Origin of the sequence: Streptomyces sp. NPDC046859 (assembly GCF_040645135.1) — a bacterium.
Lineage (GTDB): Bacteria > Actinomycetota > Actinomycetes > Streptomycetales > Streptomycetaceae > Streptomyces.
Genome location: NZ_JBEYXR010000017.1, coordinates 68726 through 86644, shown reverse-complemented (window position 1 = coordinate 86644; position 17919 = coordinate 68726). Strand labels below are relative to the sequence as shown.

The following is a 17919-nucleotide window of genomic DNA, read 5'->3' as shown; positions in this document are numbered from 1 at the left end:
TGCGGCTGCCGGAGGCGAAGGCTGGTCCGCTCCCGGGCCATCAGGCGTCCGGCACGCAGGCGTCCGGCGCGCAGGCTCCGACGGCGAGAGGTGAGCGGGCTTGCGGCGACGGCGACGGTGAGGTGGCTTGAGGCGGCGCCGGCGTGCCGGGCGCGGTTGGAGGGCGATGTGGTCATCCGGGGTGCTCCTTGGGGCGGGCCTCCACGGCCTCACCGGCGAGCGGCTCCGGCACGGAGTGCGAATGAGCGCTCGGACGGCGTCCGGGCGTGGTGGTGATGGAGGTGGTGATGCGCGGGATGCGGGGGATGGAGACTTTGACGCGGCCGGTGTTCTGGCGGGGGCAGGTCAGTAGGAACTCGCCTTCTCGGCCCTTCTGGCCCACGGGGGAGAGGCCGGTGGTCACCAGCCGCACCAGGGCGTCGTCGTTCGGATCGAGCTCGACGAACTCAAGTCCGCGTCGGGCGCGTTCGCGGTCGGTGGTGCGGGCGAGCGCCCGGTAGGCCATGAGGCCCCGGTCTGGGCCGAGTTCGGCGGCGTCGTGCGAGCCCGCCAGGAGCCCGGCGCCGTGTTTGCGGCCGTCGTGGAGTAATTCGTGGACCAGGGCGGTGCCCTCGGCGGACGAGGTCAGCCAGTACAACTCGTCCAGGACCACCTGCGTGAACCGTAGAGGGTCCTCGAAGGCTGTCTGCCGGGCGATCGCGGCGATCAGGTAGAGCACCGCGCGGCCGATCAGCGCTTCCAGCGGCTGCTGGTGCAGCACTTCGGGCTTGTCGAACGCCTGCTTGGGAGGCAGTTTCAGCCCGGTCGTGGTGATCACGATCATGTCGGAGGTGCTGGAGGCGTCCAGCCGGACCGGCGGCAGGCTCGGGTCGAAGACCATCCGGGCCAGGGAGTTGGTGGCGACGACGCGGACGAGTCCGGCGAGGGTGGAGGCCGCGTCCTTTCGCGTGCCCACCTCACGCCCGGCCATCTCCTCGAGGACTTCAAGGACGCGGTGCATGGACGGCTGCTGGGCGGCGGCGGCCTGTTCGACGGCGTGGTGGAGGACCTCGCCGGATGTGCTCATCGGGCCGATGCCGAGCTGCAGGGTGAGATAGGACAGGGCGTAGTGCCGTCCTTCGGGCCCGGGGAACAGGCGCAGCGGGTCGATGGAGACCTCGGCCTGGGCGGCGTCGATGATTTGCACGCGGCCCTTGGCCGCGGTGCGGGCGAAGGTGGCCCATTCGCGGAGGGGGGTGCGGTCGATGCAGATGGCGCAGCCGCCGCGTGCCCACACCGCTTCCGCGATCAGCTTCTGCAGCACGCTCTTGCCCGCGCCCAGGTCGCCGACGATGCCCATGGAGGCGGAGGCGTCGACCTTGGGGGCGTCCGCCACGTTGATCATGACGGGGCGGGTGGTGCCGCTGTCCAGGTCGATGCCGAGGAACATCCCGTTGGGGTCGCCGACCTGGGCGGTGGTGAAGGCCCCGGACAGTGCCCAGTCCTCACTGGTCTGGTGCTGGGTGAACTCCCGGACCATCCCGGGCCGTACGGTGCCGGGCAGGCTGAGGGTGAACAGGGCTTCCTGCAGGCCGGCCGGGCGCACCGCGCGGTAGTCGGCGCCGCCGAGCAGCGCGGTGAGCGCGCGGGCCCGGGCGTCGCAGACGGCGGCCGTCGGTCCCCACACGGTCAGCGCGGTGACGGACTGAACCTCGACCTCGACCGAGGTACGCGACAGACGGGCATCCAGCTCACCGAGGTCGCGGGCAGCCTCGGTCAGCGAGGCCGGAATGCCGGTGGGGCGGGCGTCGTACTGGTCGGCCTGGTCGATGAGTTCGTTCTTCTTGCGCCGCACCTGCTCGCGGGCTTTCTCCGCGGGCACGAGGGTGAGGTCGACGGTGTAGTCGACCGGAAAGTCGAGCATCTCCAGCTGGGCGAACAGGTCCGCGGCATCCTGGCTGACCGCGGGCGGACACTCGGCCAGCACCAACTGTGCCTGGTAGCCGACTCCTGCGTCGGTTTCGATCTGCAGCCAGCGCCGCCCCAGCGGCGAGCCGGTGTTCACCCGCCACCAGGCCCTGCGGCCCGATCGCCTGATCCGGCCCCCAGTCCTGAGCTGGTCGACGTCGTCGAGTTCGGGGTCGATGCCTCCTTCCTGCAGTCGGGCCTGGCCAAGGTCGGCGTAGCTCGGGGAGCGCAGCCCGGCGCCCCGGACCTGTCCGCCGTACAACTTGCTGGTCTCGGCTTCGGCGAGCAGGGGTTCGGCGAGGCCGCGGTTCAGGGCGTGCTGGATCATCCACACGATCTCCGCCGGGCGGGCCGGGCGAAAGGCGATGCCGCCGGCGAGCGCGGCCTCCACCCGCAAAGCCTGCTCGCGGTAGCCGGTCACCTCGCGCCGTGCGACCAGTGCCGGGCGCATGCCCAGCGTCGGCGCCATTTCGGCCCACGCCGCTGCGAATGGCGTGAAGATCTGCAGGCCGCCTGTCTCGGTCTGCAACGGAACGGCCAGCCACAGGGTGCGGCGGTGCATCTCCTGGTCGTCCAGCAGCTGAAGGGTGGCCTCGACGTTCTCTACCCACGGGTGCGGCCCCGCCTCGGGTGCCTGCTCGGCCGGCTCGAGGCCCTCGATCATCTTCAGGGCGATCTCGCCGGGGTCGACCTGCGCGCACAGACCGAACAGCCGCGGCGCCCCGGTCAGCGACCGCACCAGGTGCGTGATCTTTGCGAGCTGTTCGTCGCGCACCGCGGCGGCCACGTAGGTGCCCTGGACACTCTCCTCACGGCGGCCCTGCGCGTCCGGACCAGGGTGCAGGCGGTAGATGGCCCACACGCTGCCGTGCGTCGACCACACCAGGTGCCCGGCGATGTGACGGATCGGAACCCTCACGGCGCACCCCCGGGCTGGGCGAGCGCGAGCAGCAGCTGCTGCACCCCGGAGACCGGCCTTGTGGGCACGACAGGAGCAGCCGGCTGAGTGGGGCGGTGCGCCAAGGAGCCAGCGCCGGCCAGCGGCGCATGCGGCGCGCGCGAGGCAGCACTTTCCCCAGTCTCAGAGGATGGGGCGGCCTTCACCCCCGAGCCCGGCGCGGGCGCGCCCTCGATCGTGAAGCCGCCGAGCAGCGGGCGCGCCGGGTCCGGGGAGGGCGCGTTCTCGATGGTGAAGCCGCCGAGCAGCGCTCGGGCGGCACGGTCACGGGCGGCCCGCCCACCGATCCGCCCTCCCGTGGGCTGCCGGCCGAGCAGCACCCAGCCCCACACGGCCTGCAGCGGCGCACGGGCGGCGATCTTCGGCTGGCGAACCGCCCAGATCGCCAGCAGCCACGCGACGATGGGGACCGGCCCCATCCACGACCACCAGCCGATCGTCTTGACCAGGGGGAAGCCACCGCCGACGGCGACCGCGATCTGCGCGGGGGTGTAGGGGCCGAGCGGGATCTTCCAGTCGGCGACCTTGCCCAGCACCCAAGGGTGGCGTCGGGCGGCCGTGTAGAAGCGGCCCACCCGCGCCGCTGCCGCGGTCACAGCCGGCCCCCGCCACCCGGCGGGGGGTCAGCAGGAGAGAGGAGTTCCGACGGGACGGCGCCAGGGACGGCAGGTGCGCCTTTGGCCGGGTTCTTTAGCTCGTCCTCGAACATGTTCGCGAGACTGTCGCGGGAGTTGTACAGCCCAAGCGCGATGATCATCAGCAGCAGGGCGCCGATCCCCGCCTTGAGGCTGAACTTCTGGATCATGATGATGACGACGAGGCAGACGAGACCGGCCTGAAGACCCTTGGTCGCCCACTCCTTGAACATGGTGATCCACGAATCGCCGAGGTCGTTGAGTTGCCCGGCGAGCAGCAGAGTGTGCGTCGTGTTCACCGGGGACTCCCGTCCTGAGCCGCACGGGAGTCGAGGGCGGCGACTTCCCACCGGCCGGAGCGGGCCTTCAGCATGAGCTCGTACGCCAGCGGCCACTGGCCACCTGCGTCCTGGGCTTCCACCCGGACGAGGACCCGCACCGCCGTGCCGTCGGCCGGGACCTGATCGGCGGCCGCGGCTTCCTCGACCGCAGACACCTGCTCGACGGAGACGGCCGTGTACGGGGCGGGGGAGAGCGCTGGGATCTGCACACCGGGCGCGAGGTAGCGGTCGACCTCGCCGGCATCGGTGAGGTAGGCGGCGAAAAACTCCCCGACGCCCGAGGACAGGGCACCCTCGGGGACCCTCACGCCGTACGGCGACTTCGGCACAGCGACCCGGCCCGGGCCGGGCACCACGCCAGGCGCACCGGTCACCGTGAACGCGGCGCCCGAGGCGCCGACGGCCACCGGCACCGTGTAGTGGCGCAACCGTCCGCCTGCGTACTGCACGGCAACCGTCACCGACCACACGCCGTGACCGCGCTGCGCACTGCGCACTGCGGTCACGGATGTAGGCGACGACTGCGCACCCGCTGCCGGGTCGGGCAACTCGACGTCCGGCGCCATCGACTGCGCAAGCCGCGACTGCGCAGTCGTCGCGTCGTCAGCGCTGGCGCGCAGCCACGCGCTGAGAAACAACTGCGCATAGCCGGCCGGGTCGGCGTTGGCCGCTGCGGTGTGCACAGCGGTGGGCCGGGCCGCAGGGGCCGCCTCGACGGTGGTCGGGGTGGAGGCGACGGCGACCGCGAGGGCGGCGGGGCCGGCCGCGATGGCCGTCCAGAGCGCCAGACGCGAAAGGTGGACGCGGCGCCGCATCGCCTCCAGCCGGGCGCCGGCCGCCATCGCAGCAGCGCCCTCGCCCGCTGTGGTCTGCTTGCCAGGGGACATGGTCGAACTCCCAGGTCAGAACGTGATTGCTGACCTTGAGCAAACCCGCCGACCCCGACCCGATCACCGACCACGAGACCCCGACCACGGTCACGATGCAGACACGAAGCCCGTGGCCGGTCCGACCACAGGCCCGACCACGGGCCCGACCACGGGCGGGCCATGGCCCCCACGCGGGACGGGATTTGCTGCGTTCACCGCGTCGTCTGCCGGCACAGCGCCGACGGATGTGCGAAGCACCCGTCGCCTTACCCCGGCCGGTGCCGTCCGCAGGTGTGCACAGGGACTCCACCAGGCCGCGCGGGGGCGGGGTGCGCATCGGCAGGCCCGGCTCTGCGCATGAGGATCTCGGGCTCCACGGTCCGTGATGCGCACCAGCTGCACGCAACCCGACTGAGCACGGCCTCGATCTGTTGCCCAGCCCTAATTGCGCACCGCCCACGAAGGCTGCCCGACTGGGGCTGCGCAACGACTGCGCAACGTGCGGGCAGGGTGTGGTCGGCCCGACCATGGCCCCCGACCACGGCAGCTGGAAGGGCCGGGTTGCCGGATCGTCACCAGTGGTCGGGGCTCATGGCCGTCCGCCTGGTCGGGGTCGGTGGATGAGCTGACGGCATGGAACGCAGGTACGCCTCCGCCCTCACGTCCACCGGCCGCCGGACCGCGGCGGGCACCGTGGGCTGCCGTGGCCGGCACACGCGGCCTGGATCCCGGACGGCGCGGTGAGCGGCTTCGGAGCCGGGGTCCGCCGCGGCGTGATGGCGGCTGATCAGTTCACGCAGATCGCGAACGGATTGTTCCGCGACAGGCGCATCTCCTACCGGGCGAAGGGTCTCTTCGGCTACATCAGCACCCACCGCAACGGCTGGCGGGTGACCGTCACCGCCTTGGTTGCCCTGGGCCCCGACGGGCGAGACGCGGTGCGGTCAGGTCTGAACGAGCTGGAGAAGTTCGGCTACTTGGTCCGCGATCGCGTGCGCCACCCCGACGGCACCCTCGGTGGAAGTGGCTACAGCATCACCGACCGTCCCGCCGCCCGGGACGTCCCCTCGATCGACCCTGCATCCGCAGCACAAGAGCCCGCCGATGGCACTGACCTAGGCGAACCCGACAACGGCTTCGGTGCGGGCATCCACCGCGGAGAGATGGCAGGAGATCAGTTCACGCAGATCGCCAATGCGCTGTTCAGGGACAACCGCCTCTCCTTCAAAGCGAAGGGGCTGTTCGGCTGCATCAGCACCCACCGGGACGGCTGGCAGATCACGGTCGCCAGCCTGGCCGGGCACGGCCGCGAACGCGTCGACGCCGTGACCGGGGGCCTGAAGGAGCTCGAGCAGCACCGGTTCCTGCGGCGTGAACGCGACCGCAACACCGACGGCACGCTCGGGCCGGCCCGATACGTCATCACCGACCTGCCCGCCCTGCAAAACCGCAGCTCACCACCAGAGTCGGGTTATCCAGGATTGGCTGGACCAGTGTTGGCTGATCCCGGCACTAAGAACACCATCGTCAAGAAGACCAACCAGCAGAAGACCAGCCCCCTCCGTCCGTGCGACCGCGACCACGCCGCGCGCACAACCGCGCAGACGGCTCCCTCGCACGCGACACCGTCCCCGAAGCCGCCTCTGGCAGATGGGATGCACGCGGGTATCCGGCTGCTGCTGGAGATCGGGGCGCGCCGTCCCGAACTGCTGCTGACCGGACCGGCACTGACTGATCAAGGCCGTGTGGCGACCCTCATGCTGGAGGCCGGCTGGAGTCCAGAACAGCTGCGCCAGGTCATCACCGGTCGAGCGCTGCCGAGCACGGTGCGCACCTCCGTCGGTGCGGTCATCGCCGGTCGGCTCCGCGCCGCCCAGGCCTATCCGCCGCCGGCCACCGCCATCTGTCCCGGCGCGGCGCCACTAGACGAAGGGTCCGTGGAGGCGATCAGCAAGCGGTTTTCGACTGCGGCTGCCGCCCGCTCGGTGGTCCAGGCCCTCACCTACCGGGCTCTCGTCGAGTGTTCCGGCTGCGGTGTGCCCGCCACCGCCCCGGGCGAAGACTTGTGCCCGACGTGCCTGGGCTGGCCGCGGTGCCGCAGCTGCCCCGGCCCGACGCGCAAGCGGGCCCACCCCGACGGCGACGGCCGCTGCACGACGTGCGCCTCCGCCTGACCTACCCCACCGGAAGGAAACAGAGCCGTGACCGACACCCGCCGCACACCACCGCCATCCGGCCCGGCGCAGCACCTGCACGCTTTCGCGGCAACCCCTGGCCGGTGGGAGACGGAACGCGCACGCGCCCTGCGAACCGGCCACGTCCGCGACCACACCTGCACCGCCGAGTGCGAACCCGTGCTCGTCCACGAGCGCACCCGGTGGGGCTGGCTCGCCTGGACGATCTCAGGCGACGGCTCCCGGCCCGCCCTTCCCCACCAGATCGCAGTCCTCACCCCCTCCGCCACACCCCTACAGCGCCTGGCCCTGCGCTGGCTGACCCGCCGCCCCGCCCGCCGCATCGGTATGGCCCCCGGCATCCCCGCGCTGCGCCTGACAGCCATCGCGACCGCGTTCCTCAGCCTGGTCGGTGGCCTGTCCGCCATGGTCCGTGGCATCGGCGCCGGTGTGGCCCTACCAGCGATGGCACTCGCGCCGCTGCTCGCCGAGCAGCTGCCGACCACGCTGGATGCCCGGGCCCGCGAGCACGTCCGCACGGTCGAAGGCGCCGGCGTCTGCCGCTACCTCCAGCGCCTCGCCGCCCTGCACACCTGTCTGCTTCAGGCCGCCGTCGGCAGCGACCGCTACGAACTGCGCCGGTCGGCCGAGATCGGCCAGCAACTGCTGTGGGACGCCGCCGACCTCCTCCAAGCGCACGAGGCCCGCTCGGTCTCAGGTGAACTGATCGCCCGCGAACGGCTGATGCTCCAGCTAGCCGACCAGGTCGCCCAGGTCCTGGGGCACGCATCCGCCCGGGCCCGGCCGGACAACGGGGAGCAGGCCCGCAAGCCCTCTGGCACCCGGCCGACAACACAGCCGGCATCGCAGCTGAACATTGAAGGGAGCACCCGCCATGCCCGACCCCCACACCGCTGACCGCACCTCAGCTGTCTACCTGCTCTTCGCCCACGAGCCCTACTACCCCGGCCCCGGAACTCGGGAGATCAACACCACCCTCGTGGCCGCCGACACCCTGCTGCACCCGCAGGTACTGCAGCCAGACGGCGCCCGGATCCACGACCTCCTCACGCGACGACGGCAGCCGGGCGAGATCATCCCGCTGGCCACCCTCACCCACGAACTGGACGGCGGCGCCGACTGGCCGACGGTCGGCGACTGGGAGCGCGTCACCGTCGACCTGGTGCACCTTGTGCAGACCCGGATGTGCGATGCCCTCAGCCTCGGCCTCCCCGAAGTCGCCCGGGCTCTGATCTGCACCGCCCCTGACATCCAGATGCGTGTCTTCGACGCAGCAGCAGACGAGTTCACCGTCTACGGACCGGAAGACCGCGCCAAGGTCCTGACCGAGGTTGGCAGGCTCCTCGCCGGCCTCACGGCCGAGCAACCCTTCTGGCCAGGCGATGGCCGCAGCAGCAGCCGCGGCAGACGGTGACGGTGCAGCGGGCTGCCCCCTCGGTGGCGGGGGCAGCTTTGCGGGTGCGGCGGCTCACTGGCCGGTCCCGGTGCGGGCGCGGCGCCAGGCGCTGTCGGCGAGCAGGCGCAGGCCGTTGAGGCCGACGATGACGGTGGAGCCCTCGTGGCCTGCGACACCCAGCGGCAGGGGTAGGTGGCCGGCCAGGTCCCAGATGACCAGACCGGTGATGAACACCCCGGCGATGACCAGGTTCTGCACCACCAGGCGGCGCGCCTGGCGGGAGAGGCGTACGACGGTGGGAATGGTGGCCAGCTCGTCGCGTACCACGACGGCGTCGGCGGTCTCCAGAGCGAGGTCGGATCCGGCGCGGCCCATGGCGATGCCGCTGTGGGCGGCGGCCAGCGCGGGGGCGTCGTTGACGCCGTCGCCGACCACGAGCACCTTCCGCCCGGCCTGCTCCATCTCCTGTACCGCGCTCACCTTGTCCTGCGGGAGCAGACCGGCGCGGACGTCGGTGATGCCGACCTCGGCGGCGAGCCGGGCCGCCGCGCGCGGGTTGTCGCCGGTGGCCAGGACCGGGGAGCTTCCCGTCAGCTCGCCCAGGGCCGTGACGGTGGCGGCGGCCTCCTCGCGCAGCCGGTCGGCGATGCCCAGCACCCCGACGGGGGCGCCGTCGGTCGTGACCAGTACGGCCGTGCGGCCTTCTTCCTCCAGGCCGGCGGCGACCGCGGTGGCGGGGTGGCTGGTGGCGTCGTCGAGGAGGCGGGCGGGGCTGCCGACCGCGATGGCGCGGCCCTCGACCTTCGCGCTCACCCCGGTTCCCGGCGTGGAGGCGAAGTCCTCCACCAGCGGGATGTCGAGGTTGCGGGCGCGGGCGGCGTCCACGATCGCGCGGGCCAGCGGGTGCTCACTGGGGTGCTCGGCCGTCGCCGCCAGCCGCAGCAGCTCGTCCTCGCTCAGGCAGGAGGAAGCCAGCGGGCGGACGTCGGTCACCCGCGGGGTGCCCTCGGTCAGCGTGCCGGTCTTGTCCAGCGCCACCGCGTCGATCTGACCCAGCTGCTCCATCACCACGGCGGACTTCACCAGCACACCGTGGCGTCCGGCATTCGCGATGGCGGACAGCAGCGGCGGCATGGTGGCCAGCACCACCGCGCACGGCGAGGCGACGATCATGAAGGTCATGGCTCGCAGCAGCGTCGGCTGCAACGCGGCGCCGAACAGCAGCGGAAGCGCGAACAGCGCGATCGTCGCGGCGACCATGCCGATCGAATACCGCTGTTCGACCTTCTCGATGAACAGCTGGGTGGGCGCCTTGGTCTCGGAGGCTTCCTCGACCATGGCCACGATCCGGGCGATCACCGAGTTTGACGGGTCGCGCTCCACCTTCACCCGCAGGGCACCGGTGCCGTTCAGGGTGCCGGCGAACACCTCGTCCCCCTCCTGCTTGGCCACGGGGAGAGGCTCGCCGGTGATGGTGGCTTGGTCGACGTCGCTGGCACCGTCCAGGACGCGGCCGTCGGCGCCGATCCGCTCGCCGGGCCGCACCAGGATGGTGTCGCCCACGCCGAGCTGCTCGGTCGGCACCGTCTCCTCGCTGCCGTCGTCGGCGAGCCGGGTCGCGGTCGTCGGGGCGAGGTCGAGCAGGCCGCGCACCGAGTCGGCGGTGCGGGCGGTTGCGATCGCCTCCAGCGCACCGGACGTGGCAAAGATGACGATTAGCAGCGCGCCGTCCAGCACCTGCCCGATCGCCGCCGCCCCCAAGGCCGCGACGACCATCAGCAGGTCAACATCGAGGGTCTTCTCCTTGAGCGCCTGCAATCCGGCCCAACCGGGCTCCCAGCCGCCGGTGGCGTAGGTGAGGGCGAACAGCGGACCCCACGCCCAGGCCGGCGCCCCGGCCAGATACAGCGGCAGCGCGATGAGGAACAGCACCAGCGCCGTGGCCGCCCAGCGGGCCTCGGGCAGCGCCAAGATCCGGGTGCGGCGCCGGGGCGCCACCCCTTCGCGGGCAGCGCCGGGCGGGGCCGGACGGGTGAGGGTGGATGACATCGAAACAGTCCTCTGGATACGGAAACGACGACGGACAGCGTCCGACCCCACGACCGTAACAGGAATAAATGAACACCGATTCATGTGTTCATGGGCGGGGCGTACCATGAGCGCATGGGTCACGGAGCCGCACCACCCGACAACAGCGTCCCGCGCACGCGCCTGGACGCGACCAACGCCGCCAGGGTCGCCACCACCCTCCAGGCCCTGGCCACCCCCTCACGCCTGCTCATCCTCGCCCGCCTGCGCGAAGGCCCCCTGCCGGCGACCGAGTTGGCGAGCGAGGTCGGCATGGAGCAGTCGGCCTGCTCCCACCAGCTGCGGCTGCTGCGCAACCTCGGCCTGGTCACCGGCACCCGCAAGGGCCGCTCCGTGGTCTACGCCCTCTACGACAACCACGTCGCCGCACTTCTCGACCAGGCCCTCCACCACGTGGAGCACCTCCGCCTCGGCATGAGCGACACCGTCGCCGACGCGGAGCTGGACCGCGCCGCCACGCCCGGCGTCTGATCGCATCCGCCCGGGTCAGTCCCGCTGGTTCAAGGCTCTGGTCAGCTCCCGGTTGGCCGCGCGAGCTGCCTCCAGTTCATCGGTACGTTCATCGAGCTGACTTTGAATGTCGGCGAGGTTCTGCTCCAGCATCGCGATGCGTCGCTGAAGCTGGTCGATGTCGCCTGGTGCGCCCAAGCCGGACTCGGCCCAGGCGGTCTCGCCGAGGGCCTGGGAGAGCCGCTTCTCCAGCAGCCGTACCCGCGCGGTAAGGCGTTTGGCCCGATCCAGTGCGTTGATCAGGTCTGCCTGCAGCGAGGCCCGGCTGACGGCTGCGAGCCGCCCCTCTTGAGGAGGAGCGGCCGCGGCCGCGTGGACGCGTTGGAGCAGGTCGCGATGCCGGTAGAGGAAGGCGCGGTCCACTCGCGCCGCGCGGGCGAGAGCCGAAACGGTGATGTCGGCGTCGCATCGCAGCATCGTGTCGAGGGCCTTAAGAACGCGTTCCCGGCGGCGAGCTGAGTCGGCCCGCCGCCCGTCACTCATGTTGGTCATGCTGTTCTGCCGGGATGGAAGTCAGGCATGGGCGGTCCGACGCGGGGCATTCCGAGGGCGACGATGTGCTGGCGGCTGCGGCGGAGGACGGTGGTGGCTTCCTTGATCTGCGTGCGGTCCTCGTCGGTGAGGGTGTCAAGGTCCTCCCGGACGCGCCGGACGAGACGACGGACCCGGGTGATCTCCTCGTCAGAGGGTGTGGCCTCGGCTTTTGCCCAGTCGTCGGCGGAGGTGAACGCGGCCAGGCGTTCTCGGTTTCGCAGCAGGTCGGCGAGGTATGCCTCCAGGTCGGGGAGGTAGGAGGCGTCGGTGCGGAAGTGGTCGCATCCGACGCAGCGGAATCGGACGGGCAAGCGTGTCCGCCGGCCGCGACGTTGGACGGTTCGACGCAGACGCCGTAGGGCGCTTGGACTTCGCCGACGGCGCGGCGCGCGTACTCGTCGTCCAGTAGTTCCTTGGCTTGCCGCCAGATGCGGTTGCCGTGGAGGTCGAACTGCATTGCCGAGACGCGGTCGACGGCCTCGCGTTTGCGCTGCTCACTGACCCGGTAGTAACGCTGAGTAGTGCTGAGTTGGCGATGGTCCATCAGGCTTTGGAGGACGTCGGGCTGGATGCCCTCGTCAGCGTGCCGCTGGCAGTAGGTGTGCCGGTAGGCGTAGGGGAAAATCTTGGATTTGTCGAAGGGCAGCATCTTGGTGGCCTGCTGCATGCGTACACCAGCATCAAGCGCCTGCGGGGTGAGCACGCAGGACCGGGGAACCCGGCCCGGCCGCTGTGCCGAGGGGCTCAACCAGCCGACATGGAAGGTGTACTCGTTGGCGTTGGATACCCCGCACGCTGCCTGAGAACTACGAGGTCAGATCCAGGGGCTGCAGGGTGCTCCAATAGCTGTGCAGGATCTCTTGGGGCGCGGTCGGCTCGGGGGCCTGCCGGGGCGGCAGGGGCTGGGCCGGCGGCCGGTTCGACGTGCGGCGTGCCCACCAGCGGACGGTGCATACGCTGATGCAGCTGCCGGCGAGCGCACCTGCGGCGATGGTGACCGCGCTTCGCGTCCTGACGGGCATGTCATCCCCCGTTATTTGGGCTGTCGGAGTCGTGTGGTCTCCGGGTTGCCCGGCAGACTGGCCTGACACCCGCGGGCGACGCACGAGGCCGGTGTCAGTGGGCGCGCAGGCCCACCGGCACCGACCGGTCGTCCGGGTCAGACCTCGCCGCGCCAGGCGCCCGTCTCGGCGCCGCCGCGGGACTCGATGAACTCCTTGAACCGCTTCCGATCTCCTGTGGCCTACCGTTTGACGAAGCCCAGCTTGTCGCCGACCGCTTCAGCAAGGCCCTGGGGGTCGTAGTCCAATTGGAGCATGACCTTGGTGCGGGCGTCGTCCAGGCGGTGGAAGGTGACGACGCCGGCCTGCTTCGCCTCACCGTTCACGGTGGCCCAGGCGACCCGCTCGTCGGGGATCTGCTCGGTGATCTCCGCATCGAACTCGCGCTGTACTCCGCCGATCTTGGTGACCCAGTGGGTGAGGGTATCGGTGCGCTGTTCGATGCGTTCGACACCCTCCATGAACTGCGGGAAGTCCGCGAACTGGGTCCACTGGTTGTAGGCAGCGCGGACCGGGACGTCGACCTCGACGGACTGCCGCCCTGCGGAGACACTGGCGGCTCATGGAACGATCCCTTCAGCCACGGGCTCAGGGGGTGACGCCATATGGAACGGATTGGGGCTGCGCGAGACCTCGTGCTGGGTTACTTCCGTGCTCTGAAGGCGATTGACGAGGTCATGAGGATGGCGATCCCCTCGATTGAGCGGCTGGCGGGCATTCTTGCCCTGGTCCGTTCGCGCCGGATCAGCCGGAATGGACGGATCGGTACCTACTTCTACACCGTTCATGGGGCGGGATGCGGATTCGTCAGTGGCAACGGCATTGAGGTCGATGTGGACTTCGCAGCTGGGAGTGAAGTCTTCGACCTCTGGCGGCTGCGCTGGTATGGGCTGACCCTTCCGGATCCTCTTGACGTCACGGATGAGGAGCTGCGGTCCGCAGTGCGGTCACTGCAACCGCTTCTGGCCGAGGTGCGGCCGGGGTGGTTCAGCGTAGCCAGCTGATCGCTTCAGGGATGAGGTCCGCAGACGGCGGAGGCATATGAGATTGCAGGCCGGTTCGAGCAGGTCCTGATGGAGATCGGCGCGTCGCTCGTAGCGGGTGGGGAGCCGTTTGAACTGGTGCAGCCAGGCGAAGCGCGCTCGACGCCCCAGCGCACCTTGCCCAGGCCGGAACCCGGGGCGACGCCGCGTCGGGCGATCAACGACTTGATGCCCCGCTTTCACAGCAGGCGGCGGTAACTTTCATAGCCGCAGTCCGCATACACGTCGACGCGGCCACAGAGCCTGCTCCCGACACGTTCCTGGTGGTCGGCGCAGACCTCTACCCGCGCACACCTGTGCCCCGTGATTTGATCGAGGCCACGCGAACGCTCTCGCTCCGGGCCGGCCGTGTCGCATCCGTCTGCACCGGAGCATTCATCCTCGGCGCCGCTGGTCTCCTGGACGGCAAGCGCGCGACCACGCACTGGCAGGTCGCGCACGAACTCGCCGCCCGCTGCCGGACGAGCCGCGTCGAACCCGAGGCGATCTACGTCCGTGACGGCACCACCTACACCTCGGCGGGCGTGACCGCCGACATCGACCTGGCACTGGCACTCGTTGAGGAGGACCACGGCCCCGATCTGACCCGCGACGTCGCCCGCGCCCTCGTGGTCTATCTGCAGCGTTCGGGCGGCCAATCACAGTTCTCCGCCCCGCTGCAGGGACCGCCGCCCCGATCCCCGGCCATCCGCAGGGTCACCGACGTGATCACGGCGGATCCTGGGGGAAACCACTCTCTCGGTGAACTCGCCAAGCACCTCAATGTGAGCCCTCGGCATCTCACGCGGCTGTTTCGCGAAGAGCTGTCCACCACTCCGGCCCGGTACGTGGAAAAGATCCGGTTCGACATGGCGAAAGCCCTACTCGACCAGGGGCATAACGCAACTCAGACGGCATCCCTTGCCGGTTTCCCGAATTACGAAAGTATGCGGAGAATTTTCTTGAAGGAATTGTCGCTTAGTCCCGCCGCCTATCAGCGACGCTTCAGCACAGCGCGCCGAGCCGACGAGGGGCAGTAGGCGAAGCTGTCATGTCGGCCTGGGGGCGGGCGGGGGATGCCCGCAGGCTGTTCGCGTCCGGCATAGAGCGCACCTCCGATCTGTTACCCGAAGGTGAGAGATGTGCCGGTTGGCCTCCTCCCTCGCGAGGGCCTCTCTGGCGCACCGCGGCCACTCACCAGGTGGGCATGATGGGAGCAGGAATGAGCGTTGCGACCACCACGACATCAGTGACCAGGGTCCGCAAGGTCTGGAGGCGGGCGGCGCTGCACCGGCTCTTCCTGATCGTCCCCCTGGCCCTGATCGTCTCCATCCCGGTGGCCGACGCGTTCCTGCCTCCGGACATCCACCTCGCCCACCTCCTGGTCATCGCCACGGCAGTGACCGCCATGGGCGCGGGCCCGCGCCCCACGGCCCTGATCGGTGGCCTCGCGACACTCGCGCTCATCGCCGCGGGAGCGGAGCGGCGGACCCTGGGCACCGAGAGTGTGCTGGTCGAACTCGCTTCGCTCATCGTGCTCTCCGCCCTGCTGTTCGCCTTCACCCACCTGCGGGACCGGCACCAACGGGAACTGAGCAGAGCGCGCACCGTTTCCGACACCGCACAGCGGGTCGTCATGCGTCCGCTCCCTCTGCGGAGCGGGCCGGTGTCCCTCGCCGCGGAGTACCACAGCGCCGAGCCCGACACCCGCATAGGCGGTGACCTCTACGCCGCGGCCCGTACCTCCGACTCCACCCGACTGATCATGGGTGACGTCCGGGGCAAGGGCCTCGCCTCGATCAGCGACACGGCGATCGTGCTGGGTGCCTTCCGCGCCGCGACCCATCGGCGGATCCCGCTGACGGAGCTGGTCACCTACCTCGAGGACGCCGTCCGCTGGGGCCTCGCGGAGTTCTCGGAATGCGAGCCCGACGCCGCCGAACGTTTCGTGACTGCCGTGGTGCTCGACATCCCGGACGACGAGCCGGTCGTGCACATGATCAGCTGCGGCCATCCGCCGCCCCTGCTGCTGCGCCGGGTGACCGGGACCGTCACCGCGCTCCAGGTGAGCGAAGCCGCCCCGCCGCTCGGCCTCGGCGCCATGTCCGACGACACGTATACGGCGGCGACCTTCCCCTTCCACGAGGGGGACAGGATCTTGCTCTACACCGACGGCGTCACCGAGACCCGCGACAGCGCGGGCACCTTCTACCCGCTCGCCGAACGCCTCGCGAGGTGGGTCGACCACGCCCCGGGGCCGCTCCTGAAGCAGATCACCGCCGACCTGCGGGCCTATGCGGGCGGTCTACTCGACGACGACATGGCCATGGTGATCGCCCAGCGCGGCCAGGCACCGGCGGCCGGCTGAGCGGAGTCGAGAACGCTGCTGGTCCGGTCCTCACGGCTCGGCTGCTCCACCTGACAAGATAGTCAGCCACGACGTCTAGGGTCGTCCAGGGTCCGTCTTCAAACGGATCTTGCCCAGAGCAGGAACGACGCGAGGGTGACCGCTGCTTCATAGGAGGTGGCGGTCTTCTCGTATCTGCTATTGATGCCGCGGAAGCCCTTGAGGCGACGGAGCAGCAACTCCGCGCGGATGAGCGCGGCGATGCCGGTGACCGTGGCACCGAGCATGACCACCCTGCTTGTCGCGGTCATCGCAGGCGTGCTGTCTTGGGCAGCGGACGGAAGCGTGCCTCGCGCAGTGCTCTGCGGCGGGGCCTTCGTCGTATGGATGACCCTTTCTGTCTCCCTGTGCTCGGCTCTGGGCTTGCTGGACAGGAGCATCAGGCGGCCATGATGTGGAGCACAGCCGACTGACAGTGCCCTCGTGCTCGTGCCGATGGCTCGGGGGCGTCATCGTGCGTGGTCGCCGGGGGCGTATCGGTTCCAGGTTCCGCTGGCTTCGGTGACCATTGGTTGCGGCACAGAGCGAGGATGAACGGGCGGTGGAAGCCGAAGACGCGCCAGGCCAGGGCATCACCCACCGAGCGCAGCTGGCGGGCCAGCCGGTCGCACACGTCCTGCTCGAACCGCCAGGTCGCCGCGTCGGCGAGATCACGGACCCGCTGCGCGTACACGCCCAGCACCCGGGCCAGCTCCGCCGGCTCGAGCTGCGCGGCATGACCCCACGCGCGCCCGTCGAGGGCCCGCCAGGACGGCATGCACAGCTGCACGCACTGCTGGCGCCCGCCGTGGGCGGGGCGGTAGATCCGCGCCCACGGCCCCAGTCCCCGCTTGGTGAGCTGCCAGTCGGCCCGCTGAAGCTGCTTGATGACCTTGTGCCCCTCCGGCAACCGCCCGGCGAGCCGCCGGGATTCCGAACAGCGAGGCGGGCAGGCCGTAGCGCTCGCACGCGGCCGCCGTGAGCACCAGCAGCGGGTCGGCATCCTTACCCGAACCGTGCAGCCTCTCCGCCCCGAGCCGCGCCTCGGTCAGCGTCCACTCCACCAGTGCGGGCAGCGACTTGGCGGGCACGTCCAGGAGCAGACCACCGACGCCGTAGCCGGTCACCTGCTGGTCGGCGTCGGCGTCGGGAACGAGCAGCGGGCCGTGCGCGTACACACCGCCGGGCGCGGGCGTGCTCGCCGGAGCGGCCTCCTTCGCGCCCGGACGGCGCGAGCCCTGCGGTACGCGCTCGGCACGCGGACCCGCCGCTGAGGGAGCGGAGCAGGCATCCTCTGCCCCGGCCCGGGCTGTGGCCGTGCTGTCCGGTGCCTTCGATCCGACTGGTCTGCCCGATCGACGAGTTCAATGCCTCCCGTCACGGTTGTTGCGCGGCGTTGGAAATGCCGATGAAGGTGGCGTTCGCGATGCCGACGGGCTGTGACGGCGACGCCCCGCCGGTGGGTGTTCCGGCGGGGCGGTCGTCGCCAAGGTGTCGTTTTCGTCGGCGAGGTGCCGGTCGCGTCAAGGTGCTGTGACTGCTACTCGGCGGATCTCGACTCTGGTGATGGTGACGCCAGGGGCCGTCCAGCCGCTTGCCGGCGGAGTCGCTTCGCGAGCTTGTTCCTCGGTGTCGAACAGCATCATGGAGAAGCCGCTGCCGTCGGCCGGCTCGAGCCAGTAGCCGGTGACGAAGCCGGGAGCCGAACGGATCTTGGGCAGGATGTCGTTCATCAGCGCGCCAGCGGCAGCCGGGGCCTGATCGGGGTCAATCGTCAATGTCACGAGTGCGGCGTGCATACATTGTCTCCTGGTCGGACTTCGTCCTCATCCAGTAGGACGGCGCCACGAGGCAGAAGTCATCGGTGATGGGCCGAGTGGGTGTATGGCCTTGCCATCAGCGAGGACCGTGGCCTGGTTGAGCCTGCAGCCAGCCGGAGTGAGGAGCAGGGCTGAGGTCTTCTTCAGGAAGTCTCAA

Annotated in this window: 15 protein-coding genes and 5 pseudogenes; 7 read left to right on the top strand and 13 right to left on the bottom strand. The window is 70.4% G+C overall.

Annotation, left to right across the window (positions count from 1 at the left end; all coding sequences use genetic code 11):
• Positions 1 to 172: 172 nt before the first annotated feature.
• From ABZ899_RS24480 to ABZ899_RS24465, 4 genes are read right to left on the bottom strand one after another with little or no spacing between them, the layout of a single operon-like run.
• Positions 173 to 2866, bottom strand: a complete 2694-nt coding sequence (locus ABZ899_RS24480; protein WP_361349911.1) for an ATP-binding protein — start codon at positions 2864 to 2866, stop codon at positions 173 to 175.
• Positions 2863 to 3501: a hypothetical protein gene (locus ABZ899_RS24475; protein WP_361349908.1), complete on the bottom strand. Its 639-nt coding sequence runs from the start codon at positions 3499 to 3501 to the stop codon at positions 2863 to 2865. Before ABZ899_RS24475 ends, ABZ899_RS24480 begins: the two co-directional genes overlap by 4 nt.
• Positions 3498 to 3839, bottom strand: coding sequence for a hypothetical protein (locus ABZ899_RS24470; RefSeq protein ID WP_361349905.1), 342 nt, complete (start codon positions 3837 to 3839; stop codon positions 3498 to 3500). Before ABZ899_RS24470 ends, ABZ899_RS24475 begins: the two co-directional genes overlap by 4 nt.
• Positions 3836 to 4768, bottom strand: a complete 933-nt coding sequence (locus tag ABZ899_RS24465; RefSeq protein WP_361349902.1) for a conjugal transfer protein — start codon at positions 4766 to 4768, stop codon at positions 3836 to 3838. Before ABZ899_RS24465 ends, ABZ899_RS24470 begins: the two co-directional genes overlap by 4 nt.
• 722 nt (positions 4769 to 5490) lie before the next feature.
• Between ABZ899_RS24465 and ABZ899_RS24460 the strand changes: the two genes are divergently transcribed.
• From ABZ899_RS24460 to ABZ899_RS24450, 3 genes are read left to right on the top strand one after another with little or no spacing between them, the layout of a single operon-like run.
• Positions 5491 to 6924 (top strand): hypothetical protein, encoded by a 1434-nt coding sequence (locus tag ABZ899_RS24460; RefSeq protein WP_361349899.1) that lies wholly within the window; start codon positions 5491 to 5493, stop codon positions 6922 to 6924.
• 27 nt (positions 6925 to 6951) lie between these two features.
• Positions 6952 to 7842 carry a hypothetical protein gene (locus ABZ899_RS24455; RefSeq protein ID WP_361349896.1) on the top strand — a complete coding sequence of 297 codons (891 nt, stop codon included), beginning with the start codon at positions 6952 to 6954 and terminating at the stop codon, positions 7840 to 7842.
• Positions 7820 to 8359 carry a hypothetical protein gene (locus tag ABZ899_RS24450; protein ID WP_361349894.1) on the top strand — a complete coding sequence of 180 codons (540 nt, stop codon included), beginning with the start codon at positions 7820 to 7822 and terminating at the stop codon, positions 8357 to 8359. The genes ABZ899_RS24455 and ABZ899_RS24450 overlap by 23 nt, the downstream gene beginning before the upstream one ends.
• Positions 8360 to 8413: 54 nt before the next feature.
• Here the strand turns inward: ABZ899_RS24450 and ABZ899_RS24445 are convergent, their stop codons facing one another.
• Complete coding sequence (locus ABZ899_RS24445) at positions 8414 to 10390, bottom strand: heavy metal translocating P-type ATPase (protein ID WP_361349891.1); 1977 nt, start codon at positions 10388 to 10390, stop codon at positions 8414 to 8416.
• A 114-nt stretch (positions 10391 to 10504) separates the two neighbouring features.
• Between ABZ899_RS24445 and ABZ899_RS24440 the strand changes: the two genes are divergently transcribed.
• Positions 10505 to 10900: a metalloregulator ArsR/SmtB family transcription factor gene (locus ABZ899_RS24440; protein ID WP_361349888.1), complete on the top strand. Its 396-nt coding sequence runs from the start codon at positions 10505 to 10507 to the stop codon at positions 10898 to 10900.
• A 15-nt stretch (positions 10901 to 10915) separates the two neighbouring features.
• Here ABZ899_RS24440 and ABZ899_RS24435 read toward each other — a convergent pair whose 3' ends face one another.
• From ABZ899_RS24435 to ABZ899_RS24420, 4 genes and pseudogenes are all read right to left on the bottom strand, one after another.
• Positions 10916 to 11431 carry a DUF6262 family protein gene (locus ABZ899_RS24435; protein WP_361349885.1) on the bottom strand — a complete coding sequence of 172 codons (516 nt, stop codon included), beginning with the start codon at positions 11429 to 11431 and terminating at the stop codon, positions 10916 to 10918.
• Positions 11428 to 11784: a transposase gene (locus ABZ899_RS24430; protein WP_361349882.1), complete on the bottom strand. Its 357-nt coding sequence runs from the start codon at positions 11782 to 11784 to the stop codon at positions 11428 to 11430. Before ABZ899_RS24430 ends, ABZ899_RS24435 begins: the two co-directional genes overlap by 4 nt.
• Positions 11785 to 11975: 191 nt before the next feature.
• Positions 11976 to 12122 (bottom strand): annotated as a pseudogene (locus ABZ899_RS24425) (tyrosine-type recombinase/integrase); the annotation flags it as partial.
• A 510-nt stretch (positions 12123 to 12632) separates the two neighbouring features.
• Positions 12633 to 13085, bottom strand: a pseudogene (locus ABZ899_RS24420) (SRPBCC family protein); the annotation flags it as partial.
• Positions 13086 to 13139: 54 nt separating this feature from the next.
• Here ABZ899_RS24420 and ABZ899_RS24415 point away from each other — a divergent pair.
• Complete coding sequence (locus ABZ899_RS24415) at positions 13140 to 13538, top strand: hypothetical protein (protein ID WP_361349879.1); 399 nt, start codon at positions 13140 to 13142, stop codon at positions 13536 to 13538.
• A 69-nt stretch (positions 13539 to 13607) separates the two neighbouring features.
• On the opposite strand, the pseudogene ABZ899_RS24410 reads toward ABZ899_RS24415, so the two are convergent.
• A pseudogene (locus ABZ899_RS24410) lies at positions 13608 to 13735 on the bottom strand (transposase); the annotation flags it as partial.
• A gap of 54 nt (positions 13736 to 13789) precedes the next feature.
• Between ABZ899_RS24410 and ABZ899_RS24405 the strand changes: the two are divergent.
• Both ABZ899_RS24405 and ABZ899_RS24400 read left to right on the top strand, forming a co-directional pair.
• A pseudogene (locus tag ABZ899_RS24405) lies at positions 13790 to 14596 on the top strand (helix-turn-helix domain-containing protein); the annotation flags it as partial.
• Positions 14597 to 14778: 182 nt separating this feature from the next.
• Positions 14779 to 15924 (top strand): PP2C family protein-serine/threonine phosphatase, encoded by a 1146-nt coding sequence (locus tag ABZ899_RS24400; protein WP_361349876.1) that lies wholly within the window; start codon positions 14779 to 14781, stop codon positions 15922 to 15924.
• A 98-nt stretch (positions 15925 to 16022) separates the two neighbouring features.
• Here the strand turns inward: ABZ899_RS24400 and ABZ899_RS24395 are convergent, their stop codons facing one another.
• The 3 genes and pseudogenes from ABZ899_RS24395 to ABZ899_RS24385 all read right to left on the bottom strand — a co-directional run bounded on the left by ABZ899_RS24395 (position 16023) and on the right by ABZ899_RS24385 (position 17741).
• Positions 16023 to 16214 carry a hypothetical protein gene (locus ABZ899_RS24395; protein WP_361349873.1) on the bottom strand — a complete coding sequence of 64 codons (192 nt, stop codon included), beginning with the start codon at positions 16212 to 16214 and terminating at the stop codon, positions 16023 to 16025.
• Between the two features lie 404 nt (positions 16215 to 16618).
• Positions 16619 to 17177 (bottom strand): annotated as a pseudogene (locus tag ABZ899_RS24390) (transcriptional regulator); the annotation flags it as partial.
• 288 nt (positions 17178 to 17465) lie between these two features.
• Entirely contained in the window at positions 17466 to 17741 is a 276-nt protein-coding gene (locus ABZ899_RS24385) for a hypothetical protein (protein ID WP_361349871.1), read from the bottom strand.
• Positions 17742 to 17919 lie beyond the last annotated feature (178 nt).